Origin of the sequence: Biformimicrobium ophioploci, from assembly GCF_030270605.1 — a bacterium.
Taxonomy (GTDB): Bacteria; Pseudomonadota; Gammaproteobacteria; order Pseudomonadales; family Cellvibrionaceae; genus Biformimicrobium; species Biformimicrobium ophioploci.
On sequence record NZ_BSYJ01000003.1, the window covers coordinates 497,258 to 511,496 of the forward strand.

12 protein-coding genes are annotated in these 14,239 nt (G+C 60.4%); all 12 read left to right on the forward strand.

What is annotated here, in order from left to right; all coding sequences use genetic code 11:
- The first annotated feature begins 37 nt into the window (after positions 1-37).
- The 12 genes from QSJ80_RS08915 to QSJ80_RS08970 all read left to right on the forward strand — a co-directional run bounded on the left by QSJ80_RS08915 (position 38) and on the right by QSJ80_RS08970 (position 14,238).
- A complete protein-coding gene (locus tag QSJ80_RS08915; RefSeq protein WP_285764087.1) occupies positions 38-2,872 on the forward strand; it encodes a FimV/HubP family polar landmark protein in 2,835 nt (944 codons plus the stop codon).
- Positions 2,873-2,956: 84 nt separating this feature from the next.
- The gene (gene truA, locus QSJ80_RS08920) at positions 2,957-3,841 is read left to right on the forward strand and encodes a tRNA pseudouridine(38-40) synthase TruA (RefSeq protein WP_285764088.1); all 885 of its coding nucleotides are present in this window, start codon (positions 2,957-2,959) and stop codon (positions 3,839-3,841) included.
- Between the two features lie 124 nt (positions 3,842-3,965).
- Entirely contained in the window at positions 3,966-4,613 is a 648-nt protein-coding gene (locus tag QSJ80_RS08925) for a phosphoribosylanthranilate isomerase (protein ID WP_285764089.1), read from the forward strand.
- 111 nt (positions 4,614-4,724) lie between these two features.
- The gene (gene trpB, locus QSJ80_RS08930; protein WP_285764296.1) at positions 4,725-5,909 is read left to right on the forward strand and encodes a tryptophan synthase subunit beta; all 1,185 of its coding nucleotides are present in this window, start codon (positions 4,725-4,727) and stop codon (positions 5,907-5,909) included.
- A gap of 9 nt (positions 5,910-5,918) precedes the next feature.
- A complete protein-coding gene (gene trpA, locus QSJ80_RS08935) occupies positions 5,919-6,722 on the forward strand; it encodes a tryptophan synthase subunit alpha (protein ID WP_285764090.1) in 804 nt (267 codons plus the stop codon).
- Between the two features lie 143 nt (positions 6,723-6,865).
- Positions 6,866-7,726: an acetyl-CoA carboxylase, carboxyltransferase subunit beta gene (gene accD / locus QSJ80_RS08940; protein ID WP_285764091.1), complete on the forward strand. Its 861-nt coding sequence runs from the start codon at positions 6,866-6,868 to the stop codon at positions 7,724-7,726.
- A gap of 92 nt (positions 7,727-7,818) precedes the next feature.
- Entirely contained in the window at positions 7,819-9,078 is a 1,260-nt protein-coding gene (gene folC, locus QSJ80_RS08945) for a bifunctional tetrahydrofolate synthase/dihydrofolate synthase (protein ID WP_285764092.1), read from the forward strand.
- A complete protein-coding gene (locus QSJ80_RS08950; RefSeq protein ID WP_285764093.1) occupies positions 9,071-9,634 on the forward strand; it encodes an SPOR domain-containing protein in 564 nt (187 codons plus the stop codon). The genes folC and QSJ80_RS08950 overlap by 8 nt, the downstream gene beginning before the upstream one ends.
- Before the next feature lie 109 nt (positions 9,635-9,743).
- Entirely contained in the window at positions 9,744-10,238 is a 495-nt protein-coding gene (locus QSJ80_RS08955) for a CvpA family protein (RefSeq protein ID WP_285764094.1), read from the forward strand.
- Between the two features lie 24 nt (positions 10,239-10,262).
- Positions 10,263-11,768, forward strand: a complete 1,506-nt coding sequence (purF, locus tag QSJ80_RS08960) for an amidophosphoribosyltransferase (RefSeq protein ID WP_285764095.1) — start codon at positions 10,263-10,265, stop codon at positions 11,766-11,768.
- Between the two features lie 151 nt (positions 11,769-11,919).
- Complete coding sequence (locus QSJ80_RS08965; RefSeq protein ID WP_285764096.1) at positions 11,920-13,107, forward strand: O-succinylhomoserine sulfhydrylase; 1,188 nt, start codon at positions 11,920-11,922, stop codon at positions 13,105-13,107.
- Positions 13,108-13,320: 213 nt separating this feature from the next.
- The gene (locus tag QSJ80_RS08970) at positions 13,321-14,238 is read left to right on the forward strand and encodes an AAA family ATPase (protein ID WP_285764097.1); all 918 of its coding nucleotides are present in this window, start codon (positions 13,321-13,323) and stop codon (positions 14,236-14,238) included.
- Position 14,239 lies beyond the last annotated feature (1 nt).

Here is a 14,239-nt window from a genome sequence, read left to right on the forward strand (position 1 = left end):
CGATGACATAAAGCTCTAAAAATAAAAGGAATCGGATATGCGTGTGCGAAAGCTAGCATTAGCGGTAGGTCTGGTAAGCGCACTGGGTACCAACGCAGCCTTCTCTCTCGGGCTGGGCGAAATCAAATTGAAATCTGCCCTGAATGAACCGCTCGATGCCGAGATCCAGCTGCTGCAGACCCGGGGACTAGGAGGGTCCGAAATCCGTGTGCGTCTTGCAGGTATTGATGATTTCGAGCGCGCGGGTGTCGATAGGGCATACTTCCTCAGCAGTCTTAAGTTTGATGTGGTCATGGTCGATGGTGAGCCAGTGGTCCGCGTCACCTCACGCGGCCCGGTCCGCGAGCCTTACCTGAACTTTCTTGTCGAAACGCGTTGGCCGAGTGGCCGCCTGTTGCGTGAATACACGCTGCTGATGGACCTGCCCGCATTCGGTAACGAGCCGGCGCAGCCAGTACAGGCCGCCGAGCGCGAGCGCCAGCAGATTCGTCGCCAGCCGCCGCAGCCGGTACAGCCCGGCCTGCGTGAAACTGGCCAGCCTGAGCCTGTTTCGCAGCCGGATGCCCGCGAGCGCACCGCACCGGAACCACAGCCGGGTAACAGCCGTGTGTTCGGCCCGGTTTCCGCATCGGATACGCTGTGGGAAATTGCCCGCGACGCGCGCCCGAGCCGTGATGTCACCATCCAGCAAACCATGGTCGCCATTCAGGCAATGAACCCCCAGGCGTTCATCCGCGGCAATATCAACCTGTTGAAGCGTGGCCAGGTACTCCGCCTGCCGGATGAAGCTTATATCCGCTCCATCGGGGCCGGCTCTGCTGTCGCCCAGGTAGCACAGCAGAATAGCGAATGGCGCAACACAACCGGCGCACCGCTGGATGCCCGCAGTGCATCGGCGAGCGATTCTGCTGAAGCTCCGGTTGAGGGCCGCCTTTCCCTGTCCGCCCCTGGCGACAACGAAACAGTCCAGTCTGGTGCAGGTACCGGTTCTGCCGATACTACGGCCCTGCGTGGCCAGCTTGTCCAGACTGAGGAAGAGCTGGACAAAACCCAGCTTGAAAACACCGAGTTGCGCTCACGCGTTGCGGAGCTGGAAGAGCAGATCGCAACCATGGAACGCCTGGTGGAGGTTTCAAGCGAGGAGCTTCGCGCTATCCAGCTGACTTCCGAGGCCGCCGTCGAGGAGTCTTCTGAAGCAGACGCTGCTGGCATCGACACCATGGAAGAAGGCCTCTCGCTGGAATCCCCTGTCGAGGAAGCTGCTGCTGAGGAATCTGCTTCACCGTTTGCAGAAGCGGTGGATGCACCTGCGGAAGAATCCGCGGGTAACTTCGATGACATCGCTGCCGATGCAGCTGAGGCGAGTGCGGAGCCTGCGCGGGTTGATAACCGCTCACGTGTAATCAGCGCGCCTGCCGCACCGAAAGAGAGTCTGGTAGACACCCTAATGGCCAACATCCAGTACATCGGTGGTGGTGCCGCGGCGCTGCTGCTGTTGCTGGCGGGTATCATGCGTTCGCGCCGCAAGAAGGCGGAAGAAGAGGCTATTCGCCAGATCGAGGAAGAAATGGCGGCCTTCGAAAATGAGGGTGCCGAAGCTGACGCCGGCGAGGCTGAAGACAGCCTGGACGAATCTCTCGAGGGTGCAGCCGGACAGGACACAGGCCTCGGTGAGATGGAAATTGAAACCGGTGATCCGGTGGCAGAAGCCGAGATTCACCTCTCTCTGGGCCAGTATGCAGAGGCCGAGCAGAAGCTGGCTCAGGGGCTGCAGTCTGCACCTGAAAATGTGGATGCACGCCTGAAGCTGCTGGAGGTATACGCCCAGCAGCAGGACGTCGAGAGCTTCGATAGCCACTACGGGCAGCTGCTCCAGTACAGTGACGGCCCGGTGGCTGATCGTGCAGCGCGTCTGCGTGAAACCATTGCTGGCGCGGCGCCGTTTGTTGCGCCTGAAATGTTGAACAGTGATTCCCTGGAAGCGGCAGAAATGTCCGGCAGCGACAGTGAGCTGCTTGAGTTCGACCTGGGGCTCGACAGCGATACTGCAGATCCAGGTAGCGAAACGGACGAGTTCACCCTGGACTTCGATACCGCTGAGCCGGCGGTTGAGGATGACCTGACCCTGGACTTCAGCCTGGATGACGATGGTCCGGCTGTTGCCGATACCGCCGCTGATTCAGCAGTAGCAGTTGAGAAAACTGATGACCTGTCCCTGGATTTCGACCTGGATCTGGATGCCGGGGCCGACCAGCTAGGGGAAGATCAGTTAGAGGAAGATCAGTTAGAGGAAGATCAGTTAGAGGAAAAAGCCGCGGAAGCTGGCGTAGACGAGGGCCTGGATTTCAGCCTCGATCTGGACGCAGTCGGCGCGGACACGCAGTCCGAGTCTGTAGCTGCCGACCTGGAATTCGATCTGGACCTGTCCATCGATGAGCCGGCGGAATCCGTTGCCGAGGAAGAAACCTTTGCCGATGGGGCAGAAGGTGGTCTCGACCTTGAGCTGGACGACCTGGACCTGGATGGCATTGAGCTGCCTGAAGACACCGGTCTGGAGCTGGAAGCAACCCTCGAAGAGCCGGTAGCCAAGTCGGCTGTCGTGCAGGAACCTGCTGTGGAGACTGCATCGGCGGACGCTACGGCTGTCACCACGGATCTGGGCGACCTGGATTTCGATCTTGAGGGTGACCTGGATTCGGAGCTGAGCCTGATGGATGGCAGCGACGAGGTTTCGACCAAGCTGGAGCTGGCCCAGGCTTATATCGACATGGGTGACAAGGACGGCGCCAAGGATATCCTCGACGAAGTCATCGAGGAGGGCGGTGATGAGCACCAGTCCAAGGCGCGTGAAATGCTCGAGCGCATGACCTGATGCCACGCATGATCGAAAAGGCGCCAGCCTTTGCCTGATCGAGAGAGGCCCCGCTAAAATGCGGGGCCTTTTTATTTGGGATGGATGATTTTGAACGAGTCGGACTATAGCTACACGCCCAACTGCGAGGTGCCGGATGGGTGCTCCCTGCCGGAGGGCGTGCGGCGGGTTGCGCTGGGGGTGGAGTACGACGGCAGCGACCTGCATGGTTTTCAGTCACAGAAGTCCGGGGTGCCCACAGTGCAGGGCGCGCTCGAGGTGGCGATATCCAGCGTTGCCGCCGAGCCCGTTACCCTGGTCTGTGCTGGCAGGACCGATGCGGGCGTACACGGTACCGGCCAGGTGGTTCATTTTGACACCAGTGCAGTCCGGCCATCCAAAGCCTGGGTGCAGGGTGTCAACACAAAGCTGCCATTCGGTATCCGGGTACGCTGGAGTAGAGAAGTTAACCCCCAGTTTCACGCGCGTTTCAGTGCCCGAGCGCGCACCTACCGCTATCTCATCGAGAGTGCGCCGGTGCGCTCCGCCATCAGTCATCGACAGGTAACCTGGGTGGAGCAGGCGCTGGACGTTGCCGCCATGCGCGAAGCCTGCCAGTACCTGCTGGGAGAGCATGATTTCAGCAGCTTCCGCGCGAGCCAGTGCCAGGCTCGCAGTCCGGTGCGTTGTGTGGATTACCTGCAGGTTTCGGAGCGCGGGCGGGTGCTGGTGGTGGAAGTGACAGCCAATGCGTTTCTGCACCATATGGTGCGCAATATCGTCGGTGTGCTGTTGCGCATTGGCCGCGGCAGCAAGCCGCCGGAGTGGGCACGGGAGGTGCTCGAGGCCCGGGATCGCAGCGCCGGCTGTGTGACCGCACCGCCGTTTGGTCTGTATATGGTGCACGTCGAGTATCCGGAGAGCTTCGGATTGCCCCGGGGTGACATAGGTCCGTTACTGGCTTCCGGTCCGTTGAGGACTTTTGCCTAAAACCGCGTGGCGAGTGTGTGTTTTGTGTGGCCTGTAGCAGCTGTGCAAACTGGTCGGAAATAGACCTGAACGCGCCCTGCTGATAGTATCCAAGCCTTGGGAACCAGGGAGTGGTACGTCGGTAATGGCAACCCGTGTAAAAATCTGCGGTATTACTTCTGCGAATGATGCGCAGCAGGCACAAGCGGCGGGCGCCGATGCGCTGGGGCTCGTGTTTTACCCGGATAGCCCGCGTTATATCGATCCGCTTGCTGCACTGGAAGTTGCCGAGGCTGTCGGCCCCTTTGTCACGCTTGTGGGGCTGTTTGTGGACGCCACTGAGGCCGAGGTAAACAGGATTGTCGAGCGTGTTCCCCTCAATTTGCTCCAGTTTCACGGGAACGAACCCCCTGAATTCTGTGCTTCCTTTTCCCGGCCCTATATCCGCGCGTTACGCATGCGTGAAGGCTTGAATCTCGGTGCGGCAATGTCTGCACACCAGCATGCTCGCGGATTCTTGCTGGACGCCTACGTGCCCGGTATTCCTGGCGGTACGGGGGCGCGCTTCGACTGGAGCCGGGTGCCGCAGATTGCCCCGAAGCCCCTGGTCCTGGCCGGCGGGCTGTCGCCGGAGAATGTGGCGGAAGCGATTTCTATAGCGCGCCCCTGGGCGGTGGATGTCAGTGGTGGTGTAGAGGTTTCGCCGGGCGTGAAGGATGCGGAAAAGATGGCATCCTTTGTGCGCGCTGTCAGGGATACGCGGCTTGCCGCCGCCGGTCCTGTCGATAAGTGATGTGATTTGCCGCGCGGGAAATCGCGCGGTCCCGAATTGAGTTCTGCCTGAGTTTTAAGTTTTGGAGATGTCGCAGTGAGTGCCAGCAAAACCCCCTTTGATTTCAGCAGTATGCCGGATGCGCGCGGCCATTTTGGTCCGTACGGCGGGCGCTTCGTTTCGGAAACCCTGATCCACGCGCTCGATGAACTGGATGCAATGTATCAGCGGCTGAAAGACGACCCTGAGTTTCGGGCTGAATTCGATCGCGATCTCGCCTATTACGTCGGCAGGCCGTCCCCGCTTTACCATGCTGAGCGCCTTTCGCGGGAAAACGGCGGTGCCCAGATCTGGCTGAAGCGTGAAGATCTCAATCATACCGGCGCGCACAAGGTAAATAACACGGTGGGGCAGGCACTGCTGGCCAAACACAGTGGCAAGACTCGCGTGATCGCGGAAACCGGTGCGGGCCAGCACGGTGTGGCAACGGCAACTGTTGCAGCGCGTCTCGGTCTCGAGTGCGCGGTGTTTATGGGCGCAGAGGACGTAAAGCGGCAGTCCCCCAATGTCTACCGCATGAAGCTGCTCGGCGCCGAGGTAATTGCCGTGGAGTCCGGCTCCAAGACCCTGAAAGATGCCATGAACGAGGCCATGCGGGATTGGGTTACCAACGTCGACAACACTTTCTACATTATCGGTACCGTGGCCGGGCCACACCCATACCCGATGCTGGTACGCGATTTTAATTCCGTGATCGGCCGCGAAGCGCGCAAGCAAAGCCTGGAGCAATTCGGCCAGCTGCCGGATGCGCTGGTGGCATGCGTGGGCGGTGGCTCCAATGCGATTGGCCTGTTCCACGAGTTCCTCGGTGACGAGCAGGTTCAGATTTTCGGTGTGGAAGCCGGTGGCGATGGCGTGCAGACGGGCCGCCACGCCGCGCCGCTCAGTGCGGGTGTGCCCGGGGTTCTGCACGGCAATCGCACCTACCTGATGGAAGATGAAGATGGCCAGATCATCGAGACGCATTCGGTATCGGCGGGTCTCGATTATCCGGGGGTCGGTCCGGAACATGCGTGGCTGAAAGACATCGGGCGCGCAAATTACGTGGCGATTAACGATGATGAGGCGCTGGCCGCGTTTCGCAAGCTGACACGCACGGAAGGCATCCTGCCCGCACTGGAGTCGAGCCATGCGGTGGCGTATGCACTCAAGCTGGCGGCGGAAATGACGCCAGAGCAGAATATTGTGGTCAACCTTTCCGGCCGCGGTGACAAGGATATTTTCACGATAGCCGCAATTGACGGCATCGAGGTTTAGGGGGAAATCGTGGCAAACCGTATCGACAGCCTGTTCGTGCGCTTGCGGGAAGCGGAGCGCAAGGCACTGGTCACCTATATTGTGGCAGGGGACCGTTCTCTCGAGGCAACAGTACCGGCGATGCACCAGCTGGTGCAAAGTGGCGCGGACATCATTGAGTTAGGGGTGCCTTTCTCGGATCCCTCGGCAGAGGGGCCTGTTATCCAGCGCGGGCACGAGCGTGCGCTGGCCAACGGCGCGTCGCTTAGAAAAATCCTGGGCATGGTGGCGGAATTCCGCCGTGACGACAGTGAGACTCCGGTGGTGCTGATGGGATATGTGAACCCCATCGAGCGTATGGGGTATGAGGCATTTGCGGATGCGGCGCGCGAGGCCGGCGTGGACGGCATGCTGACGGTCGACCTGCCGGCGGAAGAATCGGCCTCTTTTGCGAGGCAGCTATCCGAGCGCGAGATGCGCAATATCTTCCTGCTGACCCCGACTACCGATGATGCGCGGGCCAGGTCGATTGTTGACGCCGCCAGTGGCTTCGTTTACTACGTGTCGCTCAAGGGCGTGACCGGGGCGGGTCACCTGGACCTGGAATCGGTCTCGACAAACCTCAACCGTTTCCGTGAGATGACAGAGCTGCCGATTTGTGTCGGCTTTGGCATCAAGGACGGCGCATCCGCCCGGGCGGTTTCCGAAGGCGGCGATGGCGCGGTGGTTGGCAGCCTGCTGGTAGATGCCATGGGGGCCGCCGAGACAGATCAGGCGGCCCTGGAAAAGATCGGGGCGCTGGTCGCGGAAATCCGGCAGGCGCTGGATGGCTAGAAAGCCACGAAGGCGTGTCTTTTTTGCCTGTGACCGCGCAGCATGGCGGCACTAGAATTACGCGATTGGATGTCGTGGTCATACGCCGGTTTTTTGTGCAGGCGTAAAGGCGCAGACGGCAAAATGAACGAAAGGGCGTTGCAATGAGTTGGCTTGAAAAGATTGTCCCGTCGGTGATTCGTACGGAGCGCCGCAAGGGCGAAAGCAAGGTACCTGAAGGGGTCTGGAAGCAGTGCGTCAAATGTAACTCGAGCCTGTACCGGCCCGAGCTTGAGCGCAACCTGGATGTCTGCCCCAAGTGTGACCACCACATGCGCATCGGTGCGCGCAGGCGTCTGGATATTTTCCTGGACGAGGAAGGCCGCGAGGAGCTGGCGACGGATGTCACCCCGGTGGATCGTCTCAAGTTCAAGGATGTGAAGAAGTACAAGGATCGTCTCACCCAGGCGCAAAAAGCGACCGGTGAGGACGATGCCCTGGTGGCCATGCGCGGCACCCTGAAGGGGCAGTCGGTGGTTGCGGTGGCCTTTGAGTTTGCTTTTCATGGCGGTTCCATGGGGTACGTGGTTGGTGAGCGCTTCACCCGCGCAGCCCAGGTAGCGCTGGAAAACGGCATTCCGCTGGTGTGTTTCTCGGCAACCGGTGGTGCGCGTATGCAGGAGGCGCTGATCTCGCTGATGCAGATGGCCAAGACCTCCGCGGTGCTGGAAAGAATGAAGCAGGCGGGTGTGCCGTTTATCTCGGTGATGACAGATCCGGTGTACGGCGGTGTGTCCGCATCCCTGGCATTGCTGGGTGATATCAATGCTGCCGAGCCGGGCGCGCGCGCCGGTTTTGCCGGCCCGAATATCATCGAACAGACCATTCGCCAGAAACTGCCGAAAGGCTTCCAGCGCAGTGAATTCCTGCTGGAGCACGGTGCCATCGACATGATTATTGCGCGCAAGGACATGCGCGATACGCTTGCCCGCCTGCTGTCCAAGCTGAGCGGCGCGCCAGCCTGACGCCCCCGCATACGGCAGCCGCCAGCAGGCGGTTGCCGACCTCCCGGTTCGGGATTACCCTGCGCAGATTCCAGACTTATCGAAGCTAAGCCATGTCAGAGCTTGAGCGCTGGCTGCAGCGCCTTGAAAAACTGCACCCCTCGGAAATTGACCTGGGCCTTGACCGCATCCGCGCTGTCGCAGAGCGGCTGGCGCTCGGCAAACCCGCGAACAAGGTAATCACCGTCGCCGGTACCAATGGCAAGGGCTCCTGTGTTGCCGCGGCTGGTGCATTGTTGAGGGCTGCGGGATACTCCGTCGGTAGTTATACCTCGCCACATCTGCTGGCATTCAACGAACGGATCCGGGTCAATGGCGAGTGCGTCGGCGATGTTGAGATTGTGGCCGCGTTCGAGGCCATAGAGGCTGCGCGCGGGGAAACCAGCCTGACCTATTTCGAATACACGACGCTGGCCGGTTTACTGATTTTCTCCAATGCCGGCCTGGATTTCGCGGTGTTAGAGGTCGGGCTGGGTGGGCGCCTGGACGCGGTGAACCTGGTGGATGCCGATATCGGCATAGTGACCAGTGTCGATATCGATCACGTGGACTGGCTGGGCGACGACATCGAGGTAATCGGGCGCGAAAAGGCGGGAATATTCCGCGCCGGCAAGTTTGCCATTATCGGGGATCCGCACGCGCCGGCGAGTGTGGCGCAGGTTGCGAAGGAAAAGGGCGCGGTACTTTATCAGGCCGGCAAGGCGTTCTCGATGCAGCCGGTTGCAGATGGCTGGCACTGGCACCTGAATGACCTCAGGCTGGCGTTGCCTGTGCTGCAGCTGCCGCCGGCCAGTGTTGCCAGCGCTCTTGCGGCATTGTCCCTTGCCGCTGCGCTGCCGGAACCTGCGGTGATTCATTCCGTGCTGGCGGGGCTGACGCTACCCGGTCGCTGCCAGCAGGTTGAGGTGCTGGGCCGGAGGGTGATTCTGGATGTGGGTCACAACCCGCAGGCGGCCCGCTATCTGGCGGCATGGCTGGATAGTAGCGACTGCAAGGGCCGCACCTTTGCGCTGTTCGCGGCGATGGCCGACAAGGACCTCACGGGGCTGCTGCAGCCGCTGCGGGAGCAGGTGCGCACCTGGGGCGTGGCGCCGCTGCCCGGCAACCCGCGTGCAGCGACACTGGAGCAGCTCGGTTCTGCCGTCGAGAGTGTTGCTGTGGAAGGGGCGTGCCACCGCTTTGGCAGTGTGCGAGTGGGGCTCGAGCAATTTTGCCGGTCCATGGCGAGTGAAGACAGGTTGCTTGTATTCGGTTCTTTCTTTACCGTTGCGGAAGTATTGCAGTATCTACGGGAGCGGGGTCAGGGTGGCTGAAGAAAACCGGATTCACGACGGGCGTCGACAGCGGCTTGTGGGCGCCCTGGTTTTGGCGGCGCTCGCCGTGATTTTCCTGCCGAGCCTGTTCGATCGTGAGGGCGGGCGTTATATCGACCAGACCTCCCGCATACCGCCGGCACCCGAGATGGCAGTGGTCGAGATCGCCGAGCCGCAGCGGCCTGTAGGCGTTGCCATGCCGCCGCAGCCGGAGGAGCTTTTTCAGCCGGATGAAGCCGATGCCGAGCCGGTCACCGAAACCGTGGAGTCATCATCCCCTGTCAGTCCCGAGCCAATTCTGGACGCCAGCGATATGCCCAATGCCTGGGTGGTGCAGGTTGCGTCCTACCGCAAGGAGGGGCAGGCCAGGGAGCTGCGCGACCGCTTGATGGGCGACGGCTTCAGGGCCTACACACGCCTCGCGAAAACCGGCAAGGGCAATATGTATCGGGTGTTTGTCGGTCCCAAGGTTGACCGGCAGGCAGCGGTGCAAGCCAAGCGCGAGCTGGACCAGCTGCTCAAGATCGACTCATTGGTTCTGCGCTTCAAGGCTTAGTGCTCGAGATTGGCGGTTAAAAATTAACCGCTGGTCCTGCTTTTTTCTGGGCGCGACATTCCCCCTCTGGTAAAATGCCGCTCCTTATTTAGCGACTGCGGAAGCTCGAATGAACTGGGCGGACTGGACTATTCTCGGGATCATCCTGATCTCTGCGCTAATCAGCCTCTCTCGGGGCTTTGTAAAAGAAGTCATTTCCCTGGCTACCTGGGTGGCCGCGTTTCTTGTTGCAGTCACTTTCCGTGACTCCCTGGCGCCGCTGCTGACCAATCTTGTGGACACACCGTCGTTGCAGGTTCTGGCGGCCTCCGCAATTCTTTTTGTTTTTACCCTGCTGGCGGGCGCCGGCCTCAATATGTCGGTTTCGGCGTTTGTCGAGGCGACAGGCCTGAGTGGAACCGACAGGACCCTCGGCCTGGTTTTTGGTATGTTGCGCGGCGGTATGATCGTGCTGGCGCTCCTGATGCTGGCGCCGATGCTGCTGCCGGTCGAGCAGGACGGCTGGTGGTCCCAGTCTGTACTGATTCCGCATTTTCTCGAGTTTGAAGACTGGGCCTTGGGCGCGATGGGTGCTGCCAAGGAATATGTCGTAAAGTTATTTTGACGCACCGCTAAGGGGTTGTTTTCTATGTGTGGCATTGTGGGAGTTGTTGGCAAAAGCGACGTCAACCTTCAGTTGTATGACGCTTTGACCATGTTGCAGCATCGTGGGCAGGATGCCGCCGGCATCGTGACCTGTGATCGCAACCGGTTGTGCCAGCAAAAGGCCAACGGCCTGGTGCGTGATGTTTTCCGGACGCGCCATATGCAGCGCCTGACCGGTAATTTCGGTATTGGCCACGTGCGTTACCCAACCGCGGGCAGTTCCGGCCCGGCGTTGGCGCAACCGTTTTATGTGAATTCCCCTTACGGTATTTCACTGGCGCACAACGGTAACCTTACCAATGTGCAGGAAATCGCCGACGAAATCTTCCAGCAGGACCTGCGCCATATCAATACGGATTCCGATTCCGAAGCACTGCTGAACGTGTTTGCCCATGAACTGCACAAGCAGGGCAAGCTGCAGCCTTCGCCGGAGGATATCTTCGAAGCCATGCGTGCGGTGCACAAGCGCATTCGCGGCGGCTATGCCTGCGTGGCATTGATCGTTGGCTATGGCATTGTCGCGTTTCGCGATCCGAACGGCATCCGCCCGCTCGTTTACGGCAAGCGTGAAACCGATGCCGGCACAGAATACATGGTGGCTTCCGAATCCGTTGCGCTGGATGTACTGGGCTATGAGGTCGTGCGCGATGTGCGCCCGGGCGAGGTGCTGTACATCGAGCTGGACGGTACCCTGCACGCGGAGCAGTGCGCAGAGGACCCGAAACTGCACCCGTGTATTTTTGAGCATGTCTATTTCGCCCGTCCGGATTCCATCATCGACGGCATTTCCGTGCACAAGGCGCGCCTGCGCCAGGGTGAATATCTGGCAGAAAAAATCCTGCGCGAGCGCCCGGACCACGATATCGATGTGGTGATTCCGATCCCGGATTCATCCCGGTCGGCCGGCCAGGCAGTTGCGCACAAGCTCGGGGTGAAGTTTCGCGAGGGTATGGTGAAAAACCGCTATATCGGCCGGACTTTCATCATGCCGGGGCAGAAGCAGCGCAAGAAATCAGTGCGCCAGAAACTGAACCCGATTCCGCTGGAGTTTCGCGGCAAGAATGTGTTGTTGGTGGATGACTCGATTGTGCGTGGCACCACCTGCAAGCAGATCGTACAGATGGCGCGTGAAGCAGGTGCTGCGAAGGTGTACTTCGCCACGGCGGCGCCTGCGGTGAAATACCCGAATGTGTACGGTATCGATATGCCGAGCGCGTCCGAGCTGGTGGCGTCAGGCCGTACCGAGAAAGAGGTGCAGGACGAGATCGGTGCGGACTGGTTGGTCTATCAGGATCTGCAGGACCTGGTGGCGGCATCCGCCGAGGGCAATACCGAGGTCGATGGCTTCGACACCTCGGTGTTTGACGGTACCTATGTCACCGGCGATGTCGATGATGACTACTTCGCGGCGCTCGACCAGGCGCGCAGCGATGCGGCCAAGGAAAAGAAAGCTGCGGGTGACGGGGCCGGCCAGAGCGCCGTAATCTGAGTTCGCTCCTCAGCAGTTGATAAAACGCCGGGATCTTCCCGGCGTTTTTGTTTCCGTGGTAGCGGATCCCGTCGACACCTCTGTTCACTCGCTACCTGAATGGTTAGTATCGGGCCTGAATATTAAGAAGTTGATTTGGCAGGAAGGAACCATGTTCGAAGACGATGGCTATGCACTGGAAACCCTCGCTGTGCGGGCCGGTCAGATACGCTCCCCGGAGGGCGAGCACGCCGAAGCGCTGTTCCCGACCTCCAGTTATGTCTTTCCCTCTGCGGCGGAAGCCGCTGCGCGTTTCTCGGGCGAGCGCCCGGGGAATGTCTACTCCCGCTATACCAACCCGACTGTGCGCATGTTCGAGGAACGTATTGCGGCGCTGGAGGGCGGCGAAGCGGCAGTGGCCACGGCGTCGGGCATGGCCGCTATTACCAGCGTGTGCATGGCTTTCCTGTCTGCTGGTGACAAGGTGGTCTGTTCGCGCAGTGTGTTCGGTACCACCACCGCACTGTTCAACCGCTATATGCAGAAGTTTGGTGTCGAGGTCGAGTTTGTAGACCTGACCGATATGTCTGCGTGGCAGGCCGCAGTAGACGAAAAGACCAGGCTGGTTTTTCTGGAAACGCCCTCCAACCCATTGTGCGAGGTTGCGGACGTAAAGGCCCTGGCGGATATCGCGCACGCAAAGGGTGCGTTGCTGGTAGTGGATAATTGCTTCTGCACCCCGGCATTGCAGAGGCCGCTCAAGCTCGGGGCGGACATCGTCGTGCACTCCGCGACAAAATACCTTGATGGCCAGGGTCGCTGCGTGGGCGGTGTCGCTGTGGGTCGCCGTGAATTGATGGAAGAGCTGGTGGTCTATTTGCGTACGGCAGGGCCGACCATGAGCGCCTTCAACGCCTGGGTATTCCTGAAAGGACTGGAGACTCTGGGGCTGCGCATGCGCGCGCATTCTGAGAGCGCAATGCAGCTGGCGCGCTGGCTGCAGGAACAGCCGCAGGTGGAGGGCGTAAACTATGCGGGGCTGGAAAGCCATCCGGGGCATGAGCTGGCACGGGCGCAGCAAACCGCGTTTGGCGGGGTGCTCAGTTTCCGGGTCGCAGGTGGACGGGACGCGGCCTGGCGGGTGATCGATGCAACCCGAATCATGTCACTGACTGCGAATCTCGGAGATGCAAAAACCACGATCGTGCATCCGGCCACCACCACCCATGGACGCCTGAGTGAGGAAGAGAAGGCCCGGGCGGGCATAACGGAGAACCTGATCCGGGTTTCAGTGGGCCTTGAGAATATCGAGGACCTGCAGGGAGACCTCGCACGCGGGTTCGCGTTACTGGACGCTTGAGTCCCTGCGCATGTGCAGACCCACGCCTGTAGGGGGATGCGGGTCACGCCAGCAGGAGGTGTTTGCCGCCAAATGTGATTGGCGCCACGGCAGCCCGCTGTGGCCCACCTATCATTGAGGCTGGTGCAGTTTCGCCCGGCTCCCGCAGTATGGGGCGGGGCGCAGAATAATAATCGGCCCGCTGCCGGGTTCGGGGAAAATAAAGGGTAAGACGTGCAGAAAATAATTCCCGCCATTGTGGCTGATGTCGGCAAGGTTTTGCTGGGCAAGGAACACCAGATCAAGCTCGCAATTGCCTGCCTGCTCGCAAGGGGTCACCTGTTGATTGAAGACCTGCCAGGCATGGGCAAGACCACACTGGCACATACCATTGCCGCCGTAATGGGGCTGTCCTACAAGCGCGTACAGTTCACCAGCGATATGCTGCCAGCAGATATTGTCGGCGTTTCCATTTTTGACCGTGAAAGTAGCAGCTTCCGTTTTCATGAAGGGCCGGTATTCAGCCAGCTGCTGCTGGCGGATGAAATTAACCGTACCTCGCCCAAGACCCAGAGTGCGCTGCTGGAAGCCATGGAAGAAGGGCAGGTAACGGTGGACGGGGAGACGCGCTCGCTCCCGCAACCTTTCTTTGTCATTGCCACCCAGAACCCGCTGGAGCAATCCGGTACCTTCGGCCTGCCGGAATCCCAGCTCGATCGTTTCCTGATGCGGATTTCGCTTGGTTACCCAACCCCGGAAGCAGAGCGGGCGCTCTATTCCGGAGTGGACTCACGCGCTGAGCTGGCCCGCCTGCAGCCGCGTATCAAACCGGAAACACTGCAGAAAATGCAGGCTATGGTGTCCCAGGTAAAGGCAACCGAAAGCCTGCTGGATTACCTGCAGCGTCTGGTGCAGCACACCCGCCAGAGCCCGGACTTCGCCTGCGGCCTCTCCCCCAGGGGCGCACTGGCCCTGCTGCATGCCGCTCGGGCATGGGCACTGATGCATGCGCGCACCCATGTGATCCCGGAAGATATCCAGGCTGTTATTCCCGCAGTTGCCGCGCACAGGCTGCAGTCAGTAACCGATGGCAGTTCGGACAGCACCCTGGTGGATCGCTTGCTGAACCAGGTCGATGTGATCGCCGCCTGAC